This is a genomic window from Streptomyces sp. V4I8 (assembly GCF_041261225.1).
Lineage (GTDB): Bacteria > Actinomycetota > Actinomycetes > Streptomycetales > Streptomycetaceae > Streptomyces.
This window is the reverse complement of sequence record NZ_JBGCCN010000001.1, coordinates 3,366,288-3,387,702: the sequence shown is the minus strand read 5'-3', so window position 1 is coordinate 3,387,702 and position 21,415 is coordinate 3,366,288. Positions and strand designations below refer to the sequence as shown.

The window sequence follows — 21,415 nt, the reverse complement described above, 5'->3', positions numbered from 1 at the left end:
CGGAGCGCTCACGCTCTCACCGTACCTTCACGCACCGTGTCCGCGGCCCCCGTTCGCCCCAAGGCCTGCGCCAGCTCCACCAGCCCGCCCGTGTCGGACACCTCCGTGGCGTGCAGGCGATAGGTGCTCGGCGTCCGCAGCGGTTCCTCCCGCGCCGCCGCCCGATGTGCCGCGGTGGTGAGCATGGCCGCTTCCGCGGCGACCCGCGCCTCGTGCGCGCGGCGGCCGTCGCCCAGGGCGGCCGACAGCGCCCGCTCCCGCACCCGGTCGTCGAAGTACGGTGCCAGCGCCAACAGGGCGTCGTGGATGGCGACCTCACGCTGGTGCAGCCGCTCCTCGGGCAGCTGCCACCAGGGGGAGGGCGGCTTGGGGGCCGTCGACACGAACCCCACTCGGGACCACAGCGGGTCCAGCTTCCGGTAGTCGCGCAGACCGCGCCAGTGTCCGACGGCCGCCGGCAGCAGCCTCGGCAGCACGAAGCCGGCGCAACAGATCAGCGCGGCCAGCGCGGCCATCGGCGGGGCGACGGTCGTGGAGAGGAAGTCCAGGTCGTGGCCGTACCAACGGGCCACCACGGCCGTGTACTTGGTCAGCTGGAAGCCCACCAGATCCAGCAGCGCGCCCACGAAGATCAGCCGCAGGCCGGTCCTGAGCAGCCCGGTGACCTCACGGCCCCACCGCACGCACACCACGGACATCGCCACCATGGCCGCGCTGTGCCCGAGCAGATAGAGCACGATCATCGCGCTCATGTAGGGCGTGTCGGCGTAGTACGTGTCGAGGTCGGTCAGCCGCTCCACCCGCGCGTCCGCCAGGGCGAACAGTACGACGATGGCCACGATCAGCGGGACGTACACGGCGATGCAGCGCAGCACCAGCCGCCGCACCCCCTCCCGTGGCCCGCCCCGCCAGTTGATCAGCAGGATCAGCAGCGAGCAGCTGTACGCCGAGAGCAGGCCGTACGTCAGCGGGGCGCCGAAGTTCGGAATGCCGGTGAGGTCGTTGACGGCGGCCAGGGTCATCGGTGCCGAGCAGAGGAACACGACGGCGCCGAGCGTGATCGCCACGCAGGTGGACACCGTCAGCGGGTTCGTCGGCGACGGCTTCCCGGCGGTCGTACGCGGCCGCCGGAACAGTACGGCGGCCGACAGCGCGAGGGCGACGGCGGCCAGGTAGACGACAAGGCTCATACGGCGGGGCTCCGTTCCGTGGTCGGCGTCGTCGCCCTCACCGTGGCTCCGCGGACGAGCGGGGACGTGGCCAGTGCGTCCGCGATGCGCACGAGCGCGTCCGGTCGCGGCGCCCGCTCCTGGAACCACGTGGACTCACCGGCGGGCGCGGGCCGTCGGACCGGTACGGGGGCCGCGACCGAGGCCTCGCCCCTGGCCGCCTGGGCGATCACCACCGCCCAGGCCGTCGCCGCGGCCCGCTCCGGATCGCCTGTCGCCCCCAGCGCGGCCCGGAGCGTCTCGTCGTACAGCTTCCGGTCGAGGTAGGTGTCCAGATGGCTGAGCGCGTTGTGGATGCTCGTCTGGCGCCACACCAGCCGGGTGGTGGGGGAGGACCAGCGCGGGCGTGGCAGACGGAGCGAACGGCGGGCGAGGATGTCGTCCAGCTCGCGCTCCAGGGGCGCGAGGCACACATACGTCCGCCAGGCCCGCCGCCACTGCGTCCATCTGGGTCCGGCCAGGGGGGTCAGGACACCGGCGACCGTCAGCAGGGCACCGAGGGCGGCGGCCGACTGGGCAACGTCCGTGCCGAGCGGCGACCAGTCGGGGCCGGCCCAGCGGGCGCCCACCGCGGTGAGCTTGGACACGCTGAACCCGGCACCGCACAGCGCGCCGCCGCCGAGCATGACCAGCCCCGCGCGCAGCCAGCCGCGGACGTCGCGGGCCCAGCGCAGCGCCGACACCGCGGTGACGGCGGCGGCGGTGAGATGCCCGGCCAGATAGAGCAGGATCATCTCGCGCAGATACGGCGTGGTCGCGTAGTAGATGTCCAGGTCCGTACGGCGCTCCACCGGGGCCTCGCCCAGCGCGAACGCCGTCGCGATGCCGAGGACCACCCCGGCGTAGGCGAGGACCCAGCGGCGGACGGTCCGGTGCACGTCCGGTCCGCCCCGCCAGAGGGTGACCAGGATCTGCGAGGCCGCGCTGTACGCGGTGATCGCCGCGTACGTCAGCGGCGCCGCCAGGTTGGGGATGCCGCTGACGCGGTTGACGGCGCCGACGGTGGGCGAGGCGCCGAGGAAGAAACAGAGGCCGGCCAGGCCCAGCACCGCGCAGATGGCGCGCAGATAGGGGTCGTGCCGGTGGCGGAGCAGGTCCGGGGCCTTCACCACCAGGCCGAGCCACAGCACCCCGCAGCTGACGTAGCCGAGCAGGCCGTTCATCTCCGGGTCCCGCGGTAGTTGAGCGCGGCCCCGATGCGTCCGGCGAGGTGCTGGGCGTCGCCTCCGTCGGCCGCGAACACGGAGTTGGCCGAGGCCTCCAGCCAGGTGCGCAGCCGACGGCCCATCAGCATGCCGAACCGGTCGGCCTCCTGCTCGTCGGCCAGCGTGAAGTCAGAGCGGGCCGCTGCCGCGTGGGAACCGTCGGTGGTGTCGCCCTGCTGGTGCATGTGCCACACCTCGTGGCAGAAGATGACGATCTGATGCCATACGGCGGCCCGCTTGTCGACGATGACGTCGTCGTGGGTCTCGCGCTCCAGCCACAGCCCGCTGGCGGTGTGCGGCGGGAAGACCTCCCGGTGGACGACGATGGGGCGGCCACGCCACTGGACGGCCGAGTCGACGACGGCCTGGAACAGGGCCTCGGGGTCCGCGGGGACGGGCACGCGGATGGGAGCGATGAGGGCGTCGGCGAGACGACGCATCTCCCTGTTCGTACGCACGGTTCTCCCCGTGGCTGCTGGAGGTTCGACTGCGTGCAATATGCCAAGTCCCGTGGCGTCTCAGCCACCTCCTGCATCGGTGGTCGGCCAGGATGGCCGAAAACCGGGCTGGAAACCGCGGGCAGGGCCCTCAGAGGCCGTCCTCGTCCGCCGCGTTCTTCTCCGTGATCATCTCGGCCCATTCGGCCAGCGCCTGCAGCTTGCGCGGCGACATGTGCGGTGCGCGCCTGGCGAGGCGGTAGAAGCCGGGGGTGCGCAGCGGGGCCAGCGGGTCCGCCTTGGCCTCCAGGTCCTTGAGCACCGGCTGGAGCGCGGAGTGCAGGGCCTCCGCCTCGTCCGCGGTGAAGAAGCCCGCGGGCAGGTCGAAGTGCCGGCGGATCCGGTCGGCGTGCTCCAGGCTGGGCAGTCCGCTCCTGCGCCACTCGCTCAGCCACTGTCTGCTCGTTCCGGCGATCCTGGCCAGCTCGTCCAGTGAGTACCGCTTGCCGTCGGGGCGGCGCCGGGTCTCGCGTACGAAGTCGAGCCGTTGCCGGACGCGGTCGCCGAGGCTCGTCTCCGGCACGCTCCGGCCCGCCAGCAGGTCGGCGACCGTCTCGGTGGGGATGCCCGCGCGGTACGACAGCGCGGCGACGTCCAGGGCTTCGGCCAGCCGGTCCGACTGTCCGGTCAGCTCCTTGAGGCGCTCCAGCAGTTCGGCAAGGGAAGCGTGGGCGTCTCTCACCGAGTTCTCCCTGTTTGCCTGGGCGGGTCCGCCGGGTCCGTGGTTGAGGGCTGACGGGAGAGTACCGGGTCGAATCGGGTCGCAGCCAGCAGCTGGGCAGGGAAAGCTGCTGTCTTTCGCAGTAATAGTTGACAGTCGGGGTGACAGCGGGCAATGATCGCGTCACAGAAGGACGCCTTCCGTATCCGCGAATCGCGACAAGCACCGATGCGACGAGCGATATGTGACTTCCGGCCGCTCACTGCCTCTCGACGCGGCCGGATGAGGCCGAGGTCCGCCTCGACGGGGGACGCGAGCACTGCCGGCTCGCCGTTCGCGAGGTGGCCTCGGCCCGTTCCCGGGCACTCCGGGCGCCGCCTATGGGGGAGCGGCGCCCGGGGGCCCGGTTGGATGCCCGGGTTGGACACCCGGCACGTTTTGGGGCGCGGCGCGCGGAACTCCCCTCAGAGCGCCGTCAGTTGGCGATCCGGGCACGCTCCGCCCGAGCCGCAGCCTCGGCGCGCACCGCCCGGATGTCATCGGTGTGACGCAGGGCCCGGGACACGGCGCCGATCTCCCGCAGCAGGGCCGTGGTGTCGCTGTCACCCCCGCCGTTCCCCTCCCGCGCCCGGTCCCTGGCGTCGACGGCGTCCAGGATCGCCACCGCGTCGGCCAGTGCCTTCGCCCGTTCCGGTGCGAAGCCGAGGGCGACGGCGGCGTCGTAGGACCGCCCGCGCCGCTCCTCGTCGATGAACCGCGTCAGCGGCAGCAGCGCGTCGCGGATGAACGTCTCGCGGCGGATCAGCCGCAGCTCCGGTGTGGCGCGCAGGACGAGGGGGACACCGCCGTTGACCGTCTTCATCAGCAGATACAGCGGCCGTAGTTCGTGGTGGGCGAGCCGGACGCGCCAGCGGTCGTGCAGATACTGGCCGGCGTGCGGAAGGATGAAGCCCACCGCGACCAGGACGGCGGACAGACAGGCGATCGGCGGTGCCACGGCCGTGCTCAGCCAGTCCAGGTTCCGGCCGGCCCAACGCGCCGTCACGGCGGTGAGTTTGACGGCGTCGAAGACCAACTGCAGTGCGTAGCCCGTGCCGAGGAACTTCAGGCCCCAGCGCAGCCAGGCGTCGAGGCCGTTGGTGCGGATCCAGTTCCAGATCAGCCAGTTGGTGATCAGGGCGGCCGTGGTGTGGGCGAGCAGGTAGAGCAGGATCAGCTCGCGCATGCACGGGGTGTTGGCGTAGTACGTGTCCAGGTCCCGCAGTCGCTCCACGGGCACGTCCGCGAGGGCGAACAGCACCCACATCGCGACGATCACGCAGGAGTAGACGCCGATGACCCAAAGCCTGGCACGGCGGGTGCGGCCCGAGCGGTCGGACGAACCGTTGCGCCAGGTGATGATCAGCAGCAGGCAGGAGGCGCAGAACGCGGTGAGCAGGGAGTAGACCCAGGGCCCCGAGAAGTTCGGCACGCCGGTGAGCCGGTTGACCCGTGCGATCGTCGACGGCGCCACGAACACGAACACCGCGCAGGCGAGCAGCAGCAGCCCGCCGACCGCGCGCAGCAGCGGGTCCTTCCAGAGCCGGATGATGCTGGGCAGCTTGATGGCCAGGGCGGCGGCCAGGATCCCGGCGGGTATCCACCAGAAGTTCGGATAGAACTCGTTCACGAAGTCGACGGGGGTCAACGCCAGCCTCGTCACGGTGCCCCGGCCCCCCGTCGGCCGCGGTAGCCCAGCGACCGCTGTACGGGATCGAGAAGCGCGTCGTCCGTGCCGTCCGCGCCCGACAGCAGCGGCCGGAAGGCGGCGGCCAGCCGGTGTCCGAAGTCGTCGGCCTCGGACTCGTCCCGCTCCCGGGAGCCGTTGCGGGCGGCCACCGTGAGGGCGATGTCCTTCCAGCCGGGCGTGCCGGCGAGCGCGTGCGCGGCCGCCGTGCCGTCCGTGTGGTGGTGGCCGTGCCCGGCGTGCAGGTGCCACAGCTCATGGCCGAGGATGACCAGTTGCTGCACGGCCTCGGCCCGCTCCTCGACGATGACCAGGTCGAAGTCCTGGAACTCCACCCACAGACCGGTCACCTCGATCTCGTCGGGGAACCGCTCGAACCGCAGCTCGACGGGCCGCCCGCCGCGCCGCACGCTCATCTCCGCGCACAGCGCGCGGCACAACTCCCGTACGCCGGACGGGGGGTGGGGTCTGGTACGCAGGGCGGCGCTCAGCTCGGAGGCCAGGTCGCGCATCTCGGCAGCGGGGCCGGAGCGCCGCAGCCGTAGCACCGAAGCGACCCGGGCGGCCCTCTTGCGCGCGCCCGCGATGTCCATCGCACCCCCTGTTTCCCCCGCCGCTCGGCGGGCCGTTCGAGCCTACGCGGCCCCCCGTGTCCACGTCATGCGATCCGGCGCCGTGGTTCAAGCGGGAACGACCGCCTTTTCGGCCGAGGGTGACCGGCGCTCGCCCGCCCCGTGGCATCCCCGCCGCTCGGAATTCGTGCACGACCCATTGACTAGAAAGCGCTTGCCGCCTACGGTCCCGTTCGAAGTTACGTTCATAATTCGATATCTCGAACAGTAGGGCAGGGAATGGGACGACCTGGCCTGAACCGTAGGCAACTTCTGGCCACAGCAGGCGGCTTGGCGGTGGCCGGCAGCTTCGGCTTCGCCGCGCTCGGCACCGGCGCCGACGCGCTCGCCTCCAGTGCGCGTACACGGGTGCGGTACTGGAACCTCTTCAGCGGCGGCGACGGCGCCAACATGATCGCGATGCTGGACGCCTTCCGTGCGGCCGACCCCGACATCGACGTGAAGGACTCGACCCTCCAGTGGGGCAACCCCTTCTACACCAAGCTGGCCATGGCCGCCGCCGGCAACCGCGCACCCGACCTCGGCGTGATGCACATGGGCCGCGTCACCGGCTTCTCGCCGGGCCGGCTCCTGGACCCCTGGGACGTCGACCTGCTCGCCGAGTACGGCGTACGGGAGGAGGACTACAACCCCTCCCTGTGGAAGCGCGGCGTCATCGACGGCAAGCTCTACGCCCTCCCCCTCGACATCCACGTCCAGCTCTGCTTCTACCGCAAGGACGTGCTGAGGAAGGCGGGGCTGCTCGGCGACGACGGCCGGATGATCCCGGTCACCTCGACCGACGAGTGGTTCGACGTGCTGAAGGAGGCCAAGAAGGCCACCAGGAAGGGCCTCCAGACCATCGGCCTGTGGGTCAACGACCAGAACTTCCAGTGGTGGTTCTTCGTCGCCTTCTACACCCAGCTCGGCGGCACCTGGTTCGACGCCGCCAACACCGAGGTCACCTTCGACACCGACAAGGCCACGCAGGTCCTGGAGTTCCTGCGCCGGCACATCACCGACGGGTACGCCGACCCCGGCCTCGGCACCGTCGGGGCCGAACAGTTCGTCAACGGCACCCCCTTCGCCTGGGAGGGCAACTGGTCCGTGCCGGTCTTCTCCGGCGCCGGGCTCGACTACGGCGCGACCCCGCTGCCACCCGTCTTCGGCGAACAGGCCACCCACGCCGAGTCGCACGCCTTCGTGCTGCCGCACCAGTCCGACCGCGGCGGCGACACCAACGACGGCGCCCACCGACTCGCCGCGTACGTGGTCACGCACGCCCAGCAGTGGGCGGCCGGCGGCCACATCCCCGCCTACACGCCGACCCTGTCCACGGCCGCGTACAAGAAGCTTCAGCCGCAGAGCGAGTACGTCTCCGCCATGGACCACCAGGCCACCGAGCCGAAGGTGTGGTTCGCGGGCTCCACCGGCATCCTCGCCCAGCGCGTCGGCCCGGTCGTCGTCTCCGCGACGCTGGGCTCCGCCAAGCCGGACACCGTCGCCCGCCGGATGAAGAGCGAGCTCACCACGCTGCTCGCGATGAAGAACCCCATGGACGGCAGGACCGCCGCGCAGGGAGGTGCCGTCGCATGACGACCGCCAGTACAGAGACCTTCATCGCACCCGCACGCGCGAAGACCGCCGCCGACAGCGCCACCCTCCGCCGTGGGCAGGGCTTCCAGCACGGCGGCTGGTTCGTCGCCCCCTTCCTCGCCCTGTTCGCGCTCTTCGTGATCTGGCCGCTGCTGCGCGGCGTCTACCTCAGCTTCACGGACGCCAACATCACCGGCGACGGCGCGAGCTTCGTCGGCCTCGACAACTACCGCGAGGCCCTCCAGGACCCCCTGATGTGGGACGCCCTCGGCCACAGCGCGTACTTCACGGTCCTGGTCGTGCCCTGCATCACGGTCATGGCCTTCCTCCTCGCGATGCTGGCCCACCACATCGAGCGCGGGAAATGGCTGTGGCGACTGTGCTTCTTCGCCCCGTTCCTGCTGCCCTCCACCGTCGCGGGCAACCTCTGGCAGTGGCTGTTCAACCCCGGCACGGGAATGATCAACCACGTCTTCGGCATCGAGACCCCGTGGCTCACCGACAAGTCGTACGCCATGCTCGCCATCGTCATCGCCACGCTCTGGTGGACGGTCGGCTTCAGCTTCCTGCTCTACCTGGCCGCGCTCCAGTCCATCCCGGACCACCTCTACGAGGCCGCGAAGCTGGACGGGGCGAACGCCTGGCACCGCATGGTCCACATCACGCTCCCCATGCTCCGCAACATCACCGGGCTCGTCATCGCGCTCCAGATCCTCGCCTCGCTCCAGGTCTTCGACCAGGCCGTCGTGATGCTGGACTTCGGCCCCGGACCGGAGAACGCGACCCGCACCTTCGTCCAGTACACCCTCGAAGAGGGCTTCACCAGCTACCGCGTGGGCTACGCCTCCGCGATCTCCGTCATCTTCTTCGTGATCATCGCCGCCGTCGCCCTCGCGAGGATGTGGCTGCTGCGCAACCGTGAGGAGGGCGCCCGATGACCACCGCCGTTCCGATGAAGCCCCGCAGGGCGTGGACCCCCAGCCAGATCATCCTCACCCTCCTCGGCACGGCCGTCTCGGCCGTCTTCCTCGCCCCGTTCGCCTGGGGCCTGTTCACCTCGCTCAAGTCGGAGACCGAGGCGGTGGAGGTACCCCCGCACTGGCTCCCGAAGGACTGGACGGGCCAGGCGTGGACGGCCCTCTTCGAGACCGGCAACATCACCAACTGGTTCGTGAACTCCCTGGTGGTGTCGGTCTGCGTGACGTCCGTCGTCCTGCTGGTGAGCGCCCTCGCCGGATACGGCTTCGCCCGCACCGAGTTCCGCGGCAAGAGCGTCCTCATGGCGGTCGTCATGGCGGGCCTGATGATCTCCCCGGCGGTCCTCGGCGTCCCCCTGTTCACCACGGTCCAGCAGATGGGGATGGTCGACACCTACTGGGGCATGATCCTGCCGCAGTGCGCGCCCGCCGCGATGGTCTACATCCTCTACAAGTTCTTCCAGGGCATCCCGCGCGAGCTGGAGGAAGCCGCGTTCATCGACGGCGCGGGCCGCTGGCGCGTCTTCTTCACCATCGTGGTCCCGCTCGCCCGCCCGTCCCTCGCGGCGGTCGGCATCTTCACCTTCATCGCGTCGTGGAACAACTTCCTGTGGCCCTACATGGTGACCAACAACCCCGACCTGATGACCATGCCGAACGGCATCGCGACCGTCATGAACTCCTACGGCATCCAGTGGGCCCAGCTCATGGCCGGCGGCCTGATGGCGGGCCTGCCGCTGATCATCGTCTTCGTCTTCTTCCAGCGGCAGATCGTGGCGGGCGTCGCCCACACGGGACTGGCGGGACAGTGAGAGCGCGCAGAGCGGTGACGGCCGCGATGACGGCGCTCCTCCTGGCCTTCCTCCCCAACACGGCGCAGGCGGCGACGGCTTACCCCGACCCACAGCCCATCACCGGCCAGCGGATCATCCACGACCCGACCGTCATCAGGCTCAGGTCCGGCCAGTACGTGGCCTACTCGACCGGCGGCGTCCTCGGTGCCCGCCTCTCGAAGGACCGCGTGCACTGGACGGACGAGGGCAACGCCTTCGCCGAGCCGCCGAGCTGGTGGTACGAGTACAACGACACGGGCGACCCCTGGGCCCCCGACATCTCCTACCGCCACGGCAGATACTGGCTCTACTACGCGGTCTCCTCCTGGGGCACGAACCACTCCGCGATCGGCGTCGCGACGTCCCGCTCCGGCCTCCCCGGTACCTGGACCGACCACGGCAAGGTCTTCACCTCCGAGCGGACGGACGAGTGGAACGCCATCGACCCCGCGCTGATCAAGGCGGACGGGAAGCTGTGGATGTCGTTCGGCTCGTACTGGACCGGCATCCGGATGGTCGAACTCAACCCGAGAACGGGCAAGGCGATGGCGGGCGCCACGGTCCACCACCTGGCGACGAGGCCGGACGCGCCGTACGCCGTCGAGGGCCCGTACATCGTGAAGCACGGCCGCCACTACTACCTCTTCGCGTCGTACGACCAGTGCTGCGCGGGCGTGAACTCGACGTACAGGATCAGGGTGGGCAGGTCCACCTCCGTGACCGGCCCGTACACCGACAGCACGGGCAAGCCGCTGCTGGAGGGCGGGGGAGACCTGCTCCTGGCCGGCCACGGGCGGTATGTCGGCACGGGCGGTCAGTCGGTGTTCCGGGACCGGGGCGAGGACTGGCTGGCGTACCACTACTACGACGCAGAGGACGAGGGCACGCCCAAGCTGGGCCTGAACAAACTGCACTGGACAGCCAACGGCTGGCCCATCGCCGGTTAGGGGCGCGGGGCTGAGTCCGATATGCGGCTCCGCCGCGCGGGCGCGACAAGCCCCCGGCCCGCAGCCGCCAACGAAACAAGAACCACCCCTCTGGAAAGGCGACCATGCAAGAAACGGCCCGCTTCACCCTCGACCCCGCCTTCACCATCGGCGAGGTCAACCCCCGTCTCTTCGGCAGCTTCGTGGAACACCTCGGCCGCTGCGTCTACACCGGCATCTTCGAACCCGACCACCCCACGGCCGACGACAAGGGCCTGCGCCAGGACGTCCTGAACCTGGTCCGCGAACTCGGCGTCACCGCCATCCGCTACCCCGGCGGCAACTTCGTCTCCGGCTACAAGTGGGAGGACTCGGTCGGCCCGGCAGCGGAGCGTCCCCGCCGCCTCGACCTGGCCTGGCACTCCACCGAGACCAACCGTTTCGGCCTCTCCGAGTACATCGACTTCCTCCGCAAGGTCGGCCCGCAGGCCGAGCCGATGATGGCCGTGAACCTCGGCACGCGCGGCGTCGCCGAGGCCCTGGAGCTCCAGGAGTACGCCAACCACGCCGAGGGCACCGCCCTGTCCGACCTCCGGGTCTCGCACGGCGACAAGGACCCCTTCGGCATCAGGCTGTGGTGCCTGGGCAACGAGATGGACGGCCCCTGGCAGACCGGCCACAAGACGGCCGAGGAGTACGGCCGTATCGCCGCGGAGACCGCCCGCGCCATGCGCCAGATCGACCCCGGCGTCGAACTCGTCGCCTGCGGCTCCTCCAGTCAGTCCATGCCGACCTTCGCCGAGTGGGAGGCGACGGTCCTCAAGGAGACGTACGACCTCGTCGACTACGTCTCCCTGCACGCCTACTACTGGCCCGAGAACGGTGACATCGACTCCTTCCTCGCCTCCGCCGTCGACATGGAGTCCTTCATCGACAACGTCGTCGCGACCGCCGACCACGTGGGCGCCAGGCTGAAGTCGAAGAAGAAGATCAACCTCTCCTTCGACGAGTGGAACGTCTGGTACCTGCCCGAGTGGGAGGCGCGCGCGAAGGAGTTCGAGCGGGACGACTGGCCCGAGGCCCCGCGCCTCCTGGAGGACAACTACAGCGTCACCGACGCCGTCGTCTTCGGCTCGCTCCTCATCGCGCTGCTGCGGCACGCGGACCGCGTCACCGTCGCCTGTCTCGCCCAGCTGGTCAACGTGATCGCGCCGATCATGACCGAGCCGGGCGGCGCGGCCTGGCGGCAGACGACGTTCTTCCCCTTCGCGCAGGCCGCCCGGTACGGCCGCGGCCAGGTCCTGGACGTCCGCGTGGACTCCCCGACGTACGGGACGAAGAAGTACGGCGAGGCCGACCTGCTGCACGCCACCGCCGTGCGTGCCGAGGACGGCACGGTCACCGTGTTCGCGGTCAACCGCAGCCGTACCGAGGCGCTGCCCCTGGAGGTCGCCCTCAACGCCCTCGACGTGACGCGGGTCGTCGAGCACAGCGCCCTCGCGGACGCGGACCCGGACGCCCGCAACACCGTCGACGACCCCGAGCGGGTCGCCCCGCACCCGGTCGAGGGCACGGCGCTGGAGGACGGCCGCCTCACCGCCGTACTGGAACCGCTGTCCTGGAACGTGATCCGGCTGAGCTGAGGTCACCAAGGCCCGCGGTCCACACCTCGGACACCAGTCCCACATCTCGGACATGCACAGCTTGCCCTCAGTCAGATGCCCTAGAGTCCGGTCCCGTCCATCCCTACCAACCCGGTAGGAAATCTCGGAAAGACGGGACCGGCCGCATGCGCACGCTGATACTGCTCGCCCTCGCGGGCCTGGGGGCCCAGCTCGTGGACGGCAGCCTCGGTATGGCCTACGGGGTGACCTCGACCACGCTGCTGCTGGCGCTGGGCACCAATCCGGCCGCCGCCTCGGCCACGGTCCACCTCGCCGAGATCGGTACGACGCTGATGTCCGGCGCCTCGCACTGGCGCTTCGGGAACGTCGACTGGAAGGTCGTCGGGAAGATCGGCGTGCCCGGCGCGGTCGGTGCCTTCCTCGGCGCGACCGTCCTGTCGAAGCTGTCCACCGACGTGGCCGCACCGCTGATGTCCCTGATCCTGCTCGGCCTCGGCGTGTACGTCATGTCCCGCTTCACCTTCCGCGGTCTGCCCAAGGACCGCGTGGGCCTGCCCCTGCGCCGCCGTTTCCTGACCCCGCTCGGTCTGGTCGCCGGCTTCCTGGACGCGACGGGCGGCGGGGGCTGGGGGCCGGTCGGGACGCCCGCCCTGCTCGCCTCCGGCCGGATGGAGCCGCGCAAGGTCATCGGCTCGATCGACACCAGTGAGTTCCTGGTCGCGGTCGCCGCGAGCCTCGGCTTCCTGTTCTCGCTGGGCTCGCAGGGCATCGACTTCGTGTGGGTCGCGGCCTTCCTCGCCGGCGGCCTGGTCGCCGCCCCGGTCGCCGCCTGGCTGGTGCGCGTCCTGCCGCCCCGGGTGCTGGGCTCCGCGGTGGGCGGCGTCATCCTCGTCACCAACGTCCGCACCCTGCTCAACAGCGACTGGCTCGCGGTCTCCGGGGCGACGGCCGGGGCGGTGTACGTCGCCCTCTACGCGCTGTGGGCCGCCGCCCTGACGTACTCGATCCGCGCCCACCTGAAGGAGGGGAAGGCGGCCGGGACCGAGCCCGTCGAGGAGCGGCAGCCCGTCAGCACCTGACCGACCGGGTGTCAGGAGGTGCTGACGCCCACTGTCAAGGTCGCCTTGTAGCCGTCGGACACGCTGTCGCCGAGTGCCGTCAGGGCCGGCAGACCGGATGCGGCACCCCCGTCGTCGTAGATGCTGTCGTCCTCCAGCCGGGTCTCGCGGGTGGTGTTCTCCGAGTACGGCGAGGTCGCCTGGATCTCCGTGTTGATGTCCGGGTCGAAGAAGAGCTGCCCGGTGTGAATGACCCCGCCGCCTGTGTACGAGTCGTCGGTGAGCGTCACATCCGTGTGCACCCGCATATGGACGTGGACCGCGCGTGAGACGTAGTGCCCCGGCCGGATGGACGTGATGGCGCACTGGCCGCTGTCGTCGGTCATCCGGCCGCCGCGCAGGAAGGTGCCGTTGTCCTCCTCCTGGTGGCCGTTGCCGCCGACGAAGCCGGAGTACTCGCCGAGGTGGTCGCAGTGCCAGATCTCGACGAGGCGTTCGCGAGCGGCGCGCAGTCGATCGCGGTGTCGACGACGGTGAAGGTGTACCGGACCTCGAAGCCCTCCTTGTCCTCCCGGATGTCCTCGCGCACGAGGGCGCTGTCGAGGGAGTACGGACCCTCGGTGACCTCGGTGACCTCGGTGTTGAGGACGCAGACGCCGGCGGTGGCGTCGGTCGTGGTGGTCGAGGCGGCGGCCGGCGTGGACGCCCCGGCCGTCTCCTGGCGGGGTCGGCCGACGCCATGCCGACGGCCGCGAGGCCGCCCGCCACGGCGACACCGCCGCCGGCGATCAGGACGCGACGACGCCGGACGCCGTGGTCCGGCCGGTGCCGGCCGGACCGCTGTTCGTTGTGCTCTGTGTTTCCCGTCATGTGAAGGAAGTCAGGGACGTATCTCAGGAACGGCTTAATGTGCGGCTGTGAACGACCTGGGGACGCATCGCTCAACTGTGTTGTAAATGGCTTGAGTTGGCCCCTGTAGGCCGCTCGTGCAACTCCTACGATGCGTACGCCTCCGGCCTTCACAGAAACCCCACTGTTTCTTCAAGGATTCAACAGGTGGGTCACGGGCCGGGCGCGCAGCCACCCCCCATCCCCAAGGAGAGCTCCATGGCACGTGGACTCCTGCGACTCCTGCTGAGCGGCGGCGCACTCGCCGCTCTGCTCACCGCGGCGTTGCCCGCGCAGGCGGCCCCCGCGTTCGAAGACCCGCCGCCGGACAAGATCGTCATCAAGGTCGCCACGGTGAACGGCTCCGGCTGTCCCCAGGGCACCACCGCCGTCGCCGTCTCCGAGGACAACACCGCGTTCACCGTGACCTACAGCGACTACCTCGCCCAGGTCGGCGGCAACTCCGATCCGACGGCGTTCCGCAAGAACTGCCAGCTCAGCCTGGTCGTGCACGTCCCCGGTGGCTTCACCTACGCCATCGCCAGCGCCGACTACCGCGGCTTCGCCGCCCTCCAGCCCGGCGCGAGCGCCATGCAGAGAGCCTCGTACTACTTCCAGGGCTCACCGAACACGCAGTTCCGCAACCACCCCTACAGTGGCCCCCTCAACGACAACTGGCAGGCCACCGACGAGACCGACTGGGCCCAACTGGTCTGGGCGCCCTGTGGAGTTCAGCGCAACTTCAACATCAACACCGAGCTGAGGGTGAACCTCGGCTCGTCCTCGCCGAGCAAGGTCAGCTTCATGACCATGGACTCGACGGACGGCGACATCAGCACGGTGTACCACCTGGCGTGGAAGGAGTGCCCGGGCAAGTAGGCCCGCCCCCTCGCACGTACGTCAGGCCGTGCCCGGTTGTCGAAGCCGGGCACGGCCTGACGCTTGTCCCGTCGGGATCGGGTCAGCTGTCCACTCCCAGAGTGAGTGTGCCCGCATAGCCGGCGGAGGTCGTGCTGCCCAGCGCGGTCAGGGCGAGCAGCCCGGACGCGGCGCCTCCGTCGTCGTAGATGCCGTCCTGGGCGAGGGTGGTGCGCGGGACGGTGTTGGCGGCGTAGGCGGCGAGTGCGGCGACGCGGGTCGTGATCGTCTCGGCGAAGAAGAGCTGACCGGTGTGGAGTTCCTGGCCGCCGGTGAAGGAGCCGTCGGCGGTGAGCGTGACGTCGGTGTGCACCTTGACGTGGATGTGGACGCACCGGCCGCGGTACCAGCCCGGGTACACGCTGGTGATGCGCGCGACGCCGTCCGACCCGGTGAGCACGCCGCCGCGCAGGAACGTGCCGTTGTCGGGCTCGTCGTGGCCGTTGTTGCCGACGAAGCCGGAGTACTCGCCGAGGGCGTCGCAGTGCCAGATCTCCACCAGGGCGTTGCTCAGGGGAGCGCAGGTGCTGTCGTCGACGACGGTGAGGGTGAGCTCCAGCGGGATGCCGGTCTTGTCCTCGCTGACGTCGGCCCGGACGAGCTGTCCGTCGAGGTAGTAGGGGCCCTCGGTCATCTCCTTCGTGAGCGTGCAGACGGCCGCGGCGGCGACGGGCGCCGTTCGGGCCGCCTCGGCCGTGGGGGCTTCGGGTGCGGCGGCGGTGACGGCCAGGGAGGCGGCCGTGGCGCCGGTGGCGATCAGGACGGTGCGGCGACCGATCGTGGTGGGGGACGGCTTGGCTGTGTCTTTCGAGGAGATGTCTCTCGAGTGGGTGTCTGTCATGGACACGGCACCGTAGGAAGCGATGCTGTTGATGGGCTGTCAGTTGTGCAAAGTGAGCCTCCGTCAAGTTCCTTGCAGGACAAGCCACCTCGACCGGACCGCTCGACGATTCGACCCAGGTCGAAGGCGGGGGCGGGGCGATGTGCGGGACCGGTCCCGTCGAAGCACTGCTAGGAAACGGGCATGAAGCTACCCAACCCGTTCCGGCGGCGCAGGCCTTCGACAGTGCCTCGGCAACCGCCGCCGCAACGCCCCGAGCCGAGCAGCACGACCCGCCCCGGCGGCGAGCACGAACTGCGCGGGCACAGCTCGATCGTGTACCGCCTGGCCACCCTGCCGACCGCCGATGGCGTGCTGCTGGCCAGCGGCGACACCGAGGGCGGCGTGCTGCTGTGGGACGGCCGGTCCGGTGAGCACGTCGCCGGACCGGTCACCGTCGACAGCGTCCATGTGGCGGACCTCGCCGCGGTCGACCTCGGCGCCGACGGCTGGGCGCTGGCGTGCTGCGGCTCCGACGGCGTCACGTTGTGGGACCCGCACCGCATGGGCCGACCGGGCTACGAACCCCGGCGGCTCGTCGACACGGGGGCGTCGGCGCTGGCGGTCGTTCCGGGCGAGGGGCGGCTGGTCGTGGTCGCCGATGCCAAGGCGGTCCGGGTGATGGACCCGGCGAGCGGGCGGGAGGTGTTCGGCTTCCGGCAGCCGCCGCATCCGAAAGGCCACATAGGCGACCAGGTCTACCGGCTCGTCGGTGTCCGCCTGGACGACGAGAGGGCGGGCTTCGCCGCTGCCCGGTACGGCGGCGGACTGGAGGTGTGGGGGCCGGCCGGGCGCGGCTGGCGCAAAGGGCGCTTCTCGCTGGGCGGCGGTGGCCGTGGCGAGCTCACGGCGTTCGACACCCGGCTCGCGATCACCTCTCGCCGCGGCATCGAGGTGTGGGACGTGAAGTCCGGCGAGCGCACCGCCCGGGGCGAGCTGGACACCCCCTACGAGGTGCTCGCACCGGTACGGCTGGGCGGGCGGACGGTGATCGCCGCGGCGTTCCGCGAATACGGTGAGTGCGGGGTCCAACTCTGGGACCCCCGACACCCGACCGCGCTCGGCGCCGCGTTCAACTCGCACGGCCCGGCGTTCGGCAACCCTTCCTTCGGCAGCGCGACCATCAACGACGTCGTCGGCATCGCCTGCCCGGACGGCACGACCCGGGTGGCCAGCGCCGGAAACGACGGCCGCGTGCTCATCTCGGCGCCGCTCGACGAGGACGACCTGATCGCCGGGCAGCGTCCCGGAGCGGCGCCGGCACGCCAGGGCGGCGGCAACTTCGCGAAGGTGCGCGGCAGTGACGGCGAGATCGTCGGACTGTGGTTCGCCGGCTCCGGGCACGCCCGCGACCGGGGGTTGATCGAAGCCGTCCTGTTCCGGGAGGACCTCGGACATCTGCTCGGCGCCGAGTACCGGGTGGTACCCAACACTTACGACGACCAAGGGGGCGCGTTCGTCATGTTCGGCCGGCACCTCGCGCCCGGGGAGGCCGGTGGCCAGGCGTGACGTGGCGCGCGGCCCTCACCGGAGGTGGGCCAGGATCGCCTTCGCGAAATCGGTGGCCAGAGCCGGGCCGTCCGAGGCGGGGGCGTCCCCTTCCCCAGGGAGGACGTCGAGCCTGAAGGACCGGTTTCCCCCGACGGAGACGAGCAGGACGTACATCGTTCTGCCGTGCTCCGTGACGCTGCCCAGCAGCGCGCGGTTACCGCTGATGTTCCTCCTGGTGAGATCGCTGAACTCCGCGGCCTTCGTCTGGTCCTTCGACGCGTACGGGGTGAAGGACACCAGGCCGCCCCCCGCGCCCCACTGGCAGGACTTGGCGTCGTAGTCCGTCTCCGTCCCGTCGGTGAAGATCCGCAGGCGGGCGGAGCGGAGGTCCGCGTCGTCGAGCGCGAGGCAGGGGCGCCGGGACAGCGCGGCGAGGGTGAGCGGACCGCCGCTCGCCGGTGCTCGACGGCTTCCCGGCACCGGTCGGGGTGGCGGTGGGGCTGCTCGGGGTGGCTGGGGCGGTCGGGGTGGCGTGCCGGTCCGCTTCGCTCGTCCCACCGGCGCCGCACGCGGTCACCGCACAGGAGGCCAGAAGCACGGCGGCGGCCAGAGCCATGGCCCGGGCCCGGCCAGGGTGTCGCGTGGCGGATGTCTGATCGTCTGCTCGGGTCACGTGCGGGAGGCTAACGCCGCCGTACCGGGACCGGTCCCGGAGTCAGAGGGAGCCGGGCGGCGTGGTCCAGCCGATGACGCAGAGACAGTTCTGGGCGGGGGCGCACGGCAGGGCTCCGCTCGCACCGATCGCGGCCGGGCATCATGTCGGCGTCCTGCGCCGGGCGGGGCTGTTCGGCACGTGCCGGGCGGGGAAGGTCGCGCGAAGCGATGGCGGCTAGTGCCCTTGGCTCTCTAACGTTGGGTGCATGACCGACAACCGGATCGAACTGGCCGACGCTGTGCGGGCGGTGAGGGACCAGCTGATCATCACGGCGGCTGGTTCGGCAGTCGGCGTCACGGTGAGGGGTTGGGTGGCGCAGGCCGGGGTCGGCGGAGGTGGTGACGGGCGGTGATCGGGGGGAGGTCCCTGGGCCGGGTTGTCGTGGTGTGGGGCGACAGCATCCAGGGGAGCGGGGTGCTGCTCGACCGGCGGAAGGTGCTCACGGCGTGGCACGTCGTGGCGGACAGCAATGTCGTCGAGGTGATCCATCCGGCGTCGGGTAAACCGGTGCCCTGTCACCTCGGTTGGGCGGACAAGGCGCACGACATGGCAGTGCTGATCGCGGCGACGGACGTGATCAGCGCCGAGTGTGCCGCGCCCCTGGGCCGTATCAGAATCGGCAAGGTCGGCACCGGGACCCCGCTGCCGTACTGCCAGATCGTCGGTTTCCCCCAGATCCAGCGCTACGGGGAGCGCGGCGAGGATCTGGAGTACGACCAGTACAGCGTGAGCGTGCTGCCGATGGCCGGCCGGATGAAGGGCGCTCTCACCTGCGAACTCGACCGACCGTCAGTCGATGGGCGGGGTTCGGCAACCTCACCCCTGCGGGGGCTGTCCGGCGCTCCGGTCTTCGCCGGCCCTGTACTGCTCGGCGTGGTGACACAGGTGCCTCAGGGCCGCCGGCACCTCAGGATCGAAGCGTTCGCGATGGCGGACGTCGCGGCCCTGGAGGTTTTCGGGCCCACTCGCATCTGCCTGGAGGAGATCACCGAGGTCCACCCCCAGGACGAACACTTCGAGGCCCGGTACGCGCGGGATCTGAGCTCCCAGTACCGCAAGACGGAGATCTTCGGAATCGAGGAGCTCGGCCGGAGCGAATCGCGTTGGGATCTCGACACCGCCTATCTGAGCCTGCGGGCCGAGGCAGTCCAGTACCTGTCCTCGTTCCCGGCCTCGCAGCCCCGCACTCCGGCATTGGACGGCGCCCAACGGATCGACATGCTGCTGACCGACCGGCCCCGCGCCCTGCTGCGCGGCGAGGCCGGGGCCGGCAAGACAACCCTCGTCTGGTGGCTCGCCGCCCATGCCGCGAACGGCACCCTGAGCGACGAGCTCGCGGAACTGAACGGCCTCGTCCCCTTCGTCATCCCGCTGCGCGAGGTGCACGCACGCGGTGGACGCTTCCCCACCATGTCGGAGCTCCTCTCCGCCGGGCGGGTCATCACCGACGGCCAGCCCGACGGCTGGGCCCATCGGGTGCTGGAAGCACGTCGTGGACTCCTCCTGGTGGACGGCCTGGACGAGGTCCCGGCAGGGGAGCGTGAGGAGGCCCGACGATGGCTCTGCGCCCTCCTCGACCGCTATCCCGGCACACGGTGCCTGGCAACCGTGCGCCCCAACGCGGTCGGCAAGCAGTGGCTCAGCGGGGAACATTTCACCGAGCTGACCCTCCTGCCCATGAGCGACGACGACATCCGCGCCTTCGTGCACGCCTGGCACAACGCCGCCCGCCTCGAAAGCGACCACTTCTACGACGCTCGTCGCGGCAGCGAGGAATGCGAGCTCCTCACCTCCCTGGAACAGGATCTGGTGCACCAGCTGGAGCGGAACGCCGCGCTGCGAGACCTCGCCCGCACCCCGCTGCTGTGCGCCGTGATCTGCGCCCTGCACCGGCGCCGGCGCGGTCTGCTGCCCACCACTCGCTGGCAGCTCTACCGGGCCGCCCTCGCCATGCTTCTCGGCGGGCGGGACGCGGGCCGAGGCGTCCTCAACGCCGCTCACGTCAGGCTGGACTCCGACGAACAGCACGCACTGCTCCAGCGCCTGGCCATCTGGCTGGTACGAACCGGGCAGCAGCAGATGACGCACGCGCAGGCCCTCCAGCAACTGGACCACGCCATAAGGGACATGCCTCGTATCCAGGAACAGGGATCGCCCGAGAAGATCCTGCGCTTCCTGCTCGACCGCAGCGGACTGCTCCAGGAACGGGCGGACGACGCGATCCAGTTCATCCACCGCACCTTCCAGGACTTCCTGGCGGCCAAGGAGTTCCACGAGAGCGGCTATCTCCCGGAACTCCTCAAGCAGGCCCGCAGTGAGGCGTGGCAGGACGTGATCGTGCTGGCCGCCGGACACGCGGCACGTCCGGACGCCCGTCATCTCATCGACACGCTGGTCGACCTGGGGGATGCCGCCGAGCACCACAGGGACCGGTACGCCCTCCACGTACTGGCGGCGCGGTGCGCGACCAACGTCCAGTCGCTGAACCCGGAGCTGATGGAGGCGGTGAAGGGCCGGGTGGAGGCGCTCATGCCGCCACGGGATCTCGAAGAGGTGGAGGACCTCGCGGGCTTGGGCGACTGGGTCGTGGGGCTGCTGCCGGACGGGGAACACCTGCGTGAGCGCGTAGCCCCGCCCACGGTGCAGCTCCTCGCCCGGGTGCGCACCGCGAAGGCGCGACAGAAGCTGAGGCAGTGCGTGTCCCACCCTGAGCCGCTCATCCGCAGTGAGGCCGCGAAGGCCTGGGAGTTCCACCCTCTGGAGGAGTTCGTCAGCGAGGTGCTGGAGGGGGCCCATCTGCCCGAACTGCTGGTTCAGAAGCAGGCGCAGCTCGTTCGACTGCCTCGTCTGGGGCCCGTCACAGGCCTCACGGTGAGAGGCTCCTACCCGTCGCGGGAGCTGGATGCCCACCTCCCGTTGCGGCAACTCGAGTCCTTGACGATCCTGACCAACAAGGCGATCGAGAGTCTCGCCTTCCTGCGGCGTCGAGTGGATCTGAGAAGCCTCGACCTACAGGAATGCACGAACATTCGCGATCTCTCCGTACTGCAGGACCTCGACCTGACGTCGCTCCGGCTGACCGGAGCCGTCGCGGGAGGCCTCGTCGAGCCGCTTCCGGGCCTGTGCCAGCTGGAGGTGGGGATGGAAAGCATCGGACGGTTCGCCCTCCGCCTGGAGGAGTGGCCGAATCTGCGGGCGCTGTCGGTCGGGGGACATGTCCCCAATCCGTCCTGGCTCTTCGCGGCCGTACGCCGCGCGCCCCGGCTCACCCGGATCGCGCTGGGAATCGACTCCCTCCACGAACTGAGGCCTGTGCCTCCGCTCCCGGGCATCGACCGACTGATGATCACCGGCTTGCAGGACCACACCGACATCGGACAGCTGAGCCGTGCCTTCCCCCATCTGCGGCGGCTTGCACTGGGGCTGGCGGCCGGCGGTTCCGCGCTCGACCTGAGGGACCTGCAGGGCATGCCCGACCTTCAACTCGACATCTGGGGCGATGTCCCGGAGCGGGCCGACATCGAGGGAGCGGAGGCCTTCGGCGACCGGCTGCGATGCCATCAGGGTGCGGCCCACTAG

Annotated in this window: 21 protein-coding genes; 11 read left to right on the top strand and 10 right to left on the bottom strand. The window is 70.4% G+C overall.

What is annotated here, in order from left to right; genetic code table 11:
* Window positions 1-8: 8 nt before the first annotated feature.
* The 6 genes from ABIE67_RS15390 to ABIE67_RS15365 all read right to left on the bottom strand — a co-directional run bounded on the left by ABIE67_RS15390 (window position 9) and on the right by ABIE67_RS15365 (window position 5,911).
* The gene (locus ABIE67_RS15390; RefSeq protein WP_370257382.1) at window positions 9-1,190 is read right to left on the bottom strand and encodes an MAB_1171c family putative transporter; all 1,182 of its coding nucleotides are present in this window, start codon (window positions 1,188-1,190) and stop codon (window positions 9-11) included.
* Window positions 1,187-2,392: an MAB_1171c family putative transporter gene (locus ABIE67_RS15385; protein ID WP_370257380.1), complete on the bottom strand. Its 1,206-nt coding sequence runs from the start codon at window positions 2,390-2,392 to the stop codon at window positions 1,187-1,189. Before ABIE67_RS15385 ends, ABIE67_RS15390 begins: the two co-directional genes overlap by 4 nt.
* Complete coding sequence (locus tag ABIE67_RS15380; RefSeq protein ID WP_370257378.1) at window positions 2,389-2,892, bottom strand: toxin; 504 nt, start codon at window positions 2,890-2,892, stop codon at window positions 2,389-2,391. Before ABIE67_RS15380 ends, ABIE67_RS15385 begins: the two co-directional genes overlap by 4 nt.
* A gap of 130 nt (window positions 2,893-3,022) precedes the next feature.
* Window positions 3,023-3,613: an XRE family transcriptional regulator gene (locus ABIE67_RS15375; RefSeq protein ID WP_370257376.1), complete on the bottom strand. Its 591-nt coding sequence runs from the start codon at window positions 3,611-3,613 to the stop codon at window positions 3,023-3,025.
* 454 nt (window positions 3,614-4,067) lie between these two features.
* Window positions 4,068-5,294, bottom strand: coding sequence for an MAB_1171c family putative transporter (locus tag ABIE67_RS15370; RefSeq protein WP_370257374.1), 1,227 nt, complete (start codon window positions 5,292-5,294; stop codon window positions 4,068-4,070).
* Complete coding sequence (locus ABIE67_RS15365) at window positions 5,291-5,911, bottom strand: toxin-antitoxin system, toxin component family protein (RefSeq protein ID WP_370257372.1); 621 nt, start codon at window positions 5,909-5,911, stop codon at window positions 5,291-5,293. Before ABIE67_RS15365 ends, ABIE67_RS15370 begins: the two co-directional genes overlap by 4 nt.
* 258 nt (window positions 5,912-6,169) lie before the next feature.
* On the opposite strand from ABIE67_RS15365, the gene ABIE67_RS15360 reads away from it, so the two are divergent.
* From ABIE67_RS15360 to ABIE67_RS15335, 6 genes are all read left to right on the top strand, one after another.
* Window positions 6,170-7,525: an extracellular solute-binding protein gene (locus tag ABIE67_RS15360; RefSeq protein WP_370257370.1), complete on the top strand. Its 1,356-nt coding sequence runs from the start codon at window positions 6,170-6,172 to the stop codon at window positions 7,523-7,525.
* Window positions 7,522-8,463: a carbohydrate ABC transporter permease gene (locus ABIE67_RS15355; protein WP_370257368.1), complete on the top strand. Its 942-nt coding sequence runs from the start codon at window positions 7,522-7,524 to the stop codon at window positions 8,461-8,463. The genes ABIE67_RS15360 and ABIE67_RS15355 overlap by 4 nt, the downstream gene beginning before the upstream one ends.
* Window positions 8,460-9,314, top strand: a complete 855-nt coding sequence (locus tag ABIE67_RS15350) for a carbohydrate ABC transporter permease (RefSeq protein WP_370257366.1) — start codon at window positions 8,460-8,462, stop codon at window positions 9,312-9,314. The genes ABIE67_RS15355 and ABIE67_RS15350 overlap by 4 nt, the downstream gene beginning before the upstream one ends.
* Before the next feature lie 26 nt (window positions 9,315-9,340).
* Entirely contained in the window at window positions 9,341-10,282 is a 942-nt protein-coding gene (locus ABIE67_RS15345) for an arabinan endo-1,5-alpha-L-arabinosidase (RefSeq protein WP_370257364.1), read from the top strand.
* A gap of 104 nt (window positions 10,283-10,386) precedes the next feature.
* Complete coding sequence (locus ABIE67_RS15340) at window positions 10,387-11,904, top strand: alpha-N-arabinofuranosidase (RefSeq protein WP_370257362.1); 1,518 nt, start codon at window positions 10,387-10,389, stop codon at window positions 11,902-11,904.
* Window positions 11,905-12,050: 146 nt separating this feature from the next.
* Window positions 12,051-12,965: a sulfite exporter TauE/SafE family protein gene (locus ABIE67_RS15335; RefSeq protein WP_370257360.1), complete on the top strand. Its 915-nt coding sequence runs from the start codon at window positions 12,051-12,053 to the stop codon at window positions 12,963-12,965.
* 11 nt (window positions 12,966-12,976) lie between these two features.
* Here ABIE67_RS15335 and ABIE67_RS15330 read toward each other — a convergent pair whose 3' ends face one another.
* Together ABIE67_RS15330 and ABIE67_RS15325 are read right to left on the bottom strand one after the other, a co-directional pair.
* Window positions 12,977-13,426, bottom strand: coding sequence for a hypothetical protein (locus ABIE67_RS15330; protein WP_370268623.1), 450 nt, complete (start codon window positions 13,424-13,426; stop codon window positions 12,977-12,979).
* On the bottom strand, window positions 13,327-13,533 hold the full coding sequence (locus ABIE67_RS15325) for a hypothetical protein (protein WP_370269693.1): 207 nt from the start codon (window positions 13,531-13,533) through the stop codon (window positions 13,327-13,329). The genes ABIE67_RS15330 and ABIE67_RS15325 overlap by 100 nt, the downstream gene beginning before the upstream one ends.
* A gap of 518 nt (window positions 13,534-14,051) precedes the next feature.
* Here ABIE67_RS15325 and ABIE67_RS15320 point away from each other — a divergent pair.
* Entirely contained in the window at window positions 14,052-14,711 is a 660-nt protein-coding gene (locus tag ABIE67_RS15320) for a DUF4360 domain-containing protein (protein WP_370257357.1), read from the top strand.
* An 82-nt stretch (window positions 14,712-14,793) separates the two neighbouring features.
* On the opposite strand, the gene ABIE67_RS15315 is transcribed toward ABIE67_RS15320, so the two are convergent.
* Window positions 14,794-15,591 (bottom strand): intradiol ring-cleavage dioxygenase, encoded by a 798-nt coding sequence (locus ABIE67_RS15315; protein WP_370257354.1) that lies wholly within the window; start codon window positions 15,589-15,591, stop codon window positions 14,794-14,796.
* 183 nt (window positions 15,592-15,774) lie between these two features.
* Here ABIE67_RS15315 and ABIE67_RS15310 point away from each other — a divergent pair, with 183 nt between their 5' ends.
* Complete coding sequence (locus ABIE67_RS15310) at window positions 15,775-17,139, top strand: WD40 repeat domain-containing protein (protein WP_370257352.1); 1,365 nt, start codon at window positions 15,775-15,777, stop codon at window positions 17,137-17,139.
* Window positions 17,140-17,154: 15 nt separating this feature from the next.
* Here the strand turns inward: ABIE67_RS15310 and ABIE67_RS15305 are convergent, their stop codons facing one another.
* Window positions 17,155-17,679 carry a DUF3558 family protein gene (locus tag ABIE67_RS15305; RefSeq protein WP_370257349.1) on the bottom strand — a complete coding sequence of 175 codons (525 nt, stop codon included), beginning with the start codon at window positions 17,677-17,679 and terminating at the stop codon, window positions 17,155-17,157.
* Between the two features lie 188 nt (window positions 17,680-17,867).
* Here ABIE67_RS15305 and ABIE67_RS15300 point away from each other — a divergent pair, with 188 nt between their 5' ends.
* The 3 genes from ABIE67_RS15300 to ABIE67_RS15290 are packed head-to-tail and all read left to right on the top strand — an operon-like array spanning window position 17,868 to window position 21,415.
* On the top strand, window positions 17,868-18,014 hold the full coding sequence (locus ABIE67_RS15300) for a hypothetical protein (protein WP_370257347.1): 147 nt from the start codon (window positions 17,868-17,870) through the stop codon (window positions 18,012-18,014).
* Window positions 18,015-18,041: 27 nt separating this feature from the next.
* The gene (locus ABIE67_RS15295) at window positions 18,042-18,188 is read left to right on the top strand and encodes a hypothetical protein (RefSeq protein ID WP_370257344.1); all 147 of its coding nucleotides are present in this window, start codon (window positions 18,042-18,044) and stop codon (window positions 18,186-18,188) included.
* On the top strand, window positions 18,185-21,415 hold the full coding sequence (locus tag ABIE67_RS15290) for an NACHT domain-containing protein (protein WP_370257341.1): 3,231 nt from the start codon (window positions 18,185-18,187) through the stop codon (window positions 21,413-21,415). The genes ABIE67_RS15295 and ABIE67_RS15290 overlap by 4 nt, the downstream gene beginning before the upstream one ends.

Coding starts and splice junctions, on each gene's coding strand:
- ABIE67_RS15390 (WP_370257382.1), bottom strand. CDS start 1,190: ATGAGCCTTGTCGTCTACCTGGCCGCCGTCGCCCTCGCGCTGTCGGCC.
- ABIE67_RS15385 (WP_370257380.1), bottom strand. CDS start 2,392: ATGAACGGCCTGCTCGGCTACGTCAGCTGCGGGGTGCTGTGGCTCGGC.
- ABIE67_RS15365 (WP_370257372.1), bottom strand. CDS start 5,911: ATGGACATCGCGGGCGCGCGCAAGAGGGCCGCCCGGGTCGCTTCGGTG.
- ABIE67_RS15360 (WP_370257370.1), top strand. CDS start 6,170: ATGGGACGACCTGGCCTGAACCGTAGGCAACTTCTGGCCACAGCAGGC.
- ABIE67_RS15355 (WP_370257368.1), top strand. CDS start 7,522: ATGACGACCGCCAGTACAGAGACCTTCATCGCACCCGCACGCGCGAAG.
- ABIE67_RS15350 (WP_370257366.1), top strand. CDS start 8,460: ATGACCACCGCCGTTCCGATGAAGCCCCGCAGGGCGTGGACCCCCAGC.
- ABIE67_RS15345 (WP_370257364.1), top strand. CDS start 9,341: ATGACGGCGCTCCTCCTGGCCTTCCTCCCCAACACGGCGCAGGCGGCG.
- ABIE67_RS15340 (WP_370257362.1), top strand. CDS start 10,387: ATGCAAGAAACGGCCCGCTTCACCCTCGACCCCGCCTTCACCATCGGC.
- ABIE67_RS15335 (WP_370257360.1), top strand. CDS start 12,051: ATGCGCACGCTGATACTGCTCGCCCTCGCGGGCCTGGGGGCCCAGCTC.
- ABIE67_RS15320 (WP_370257357.1), top strand. CDS start 14,052: ATGGCACGTGGACTCCTGCGACTCCTGCTGAGCGGCGGCGCACTCGCC.
- ABIE67_RS15315 (WP_370257354.1), bottom strand. CDS start 15,591: ATGACAGACACCCACTCGAGAGACATCTCCTCGAAAGACACAGCCAAG.
- ABIE67_RS15310 (WP_370257352.1), top strand. CDS start 15,775: ATGAAGCTACCCAACCCGTTCCGGCGGCGCAGGCCTTCGACAGTGCCT.
- ABIE67_RS15300 (WP_370257347.1), top strand. CDS start 17,868: ATGACGCAGAGACAGTTCTGGGCGGGGGCGCACGGCAGGGCTCCGCTC.
- ABIE67_RS15295 (WP_370257344.1), top strand. CDS start 18,042: ATGACCGACAACCGGATCGAACTGGCCGACGCTGTGCGGGCGGTGAGG.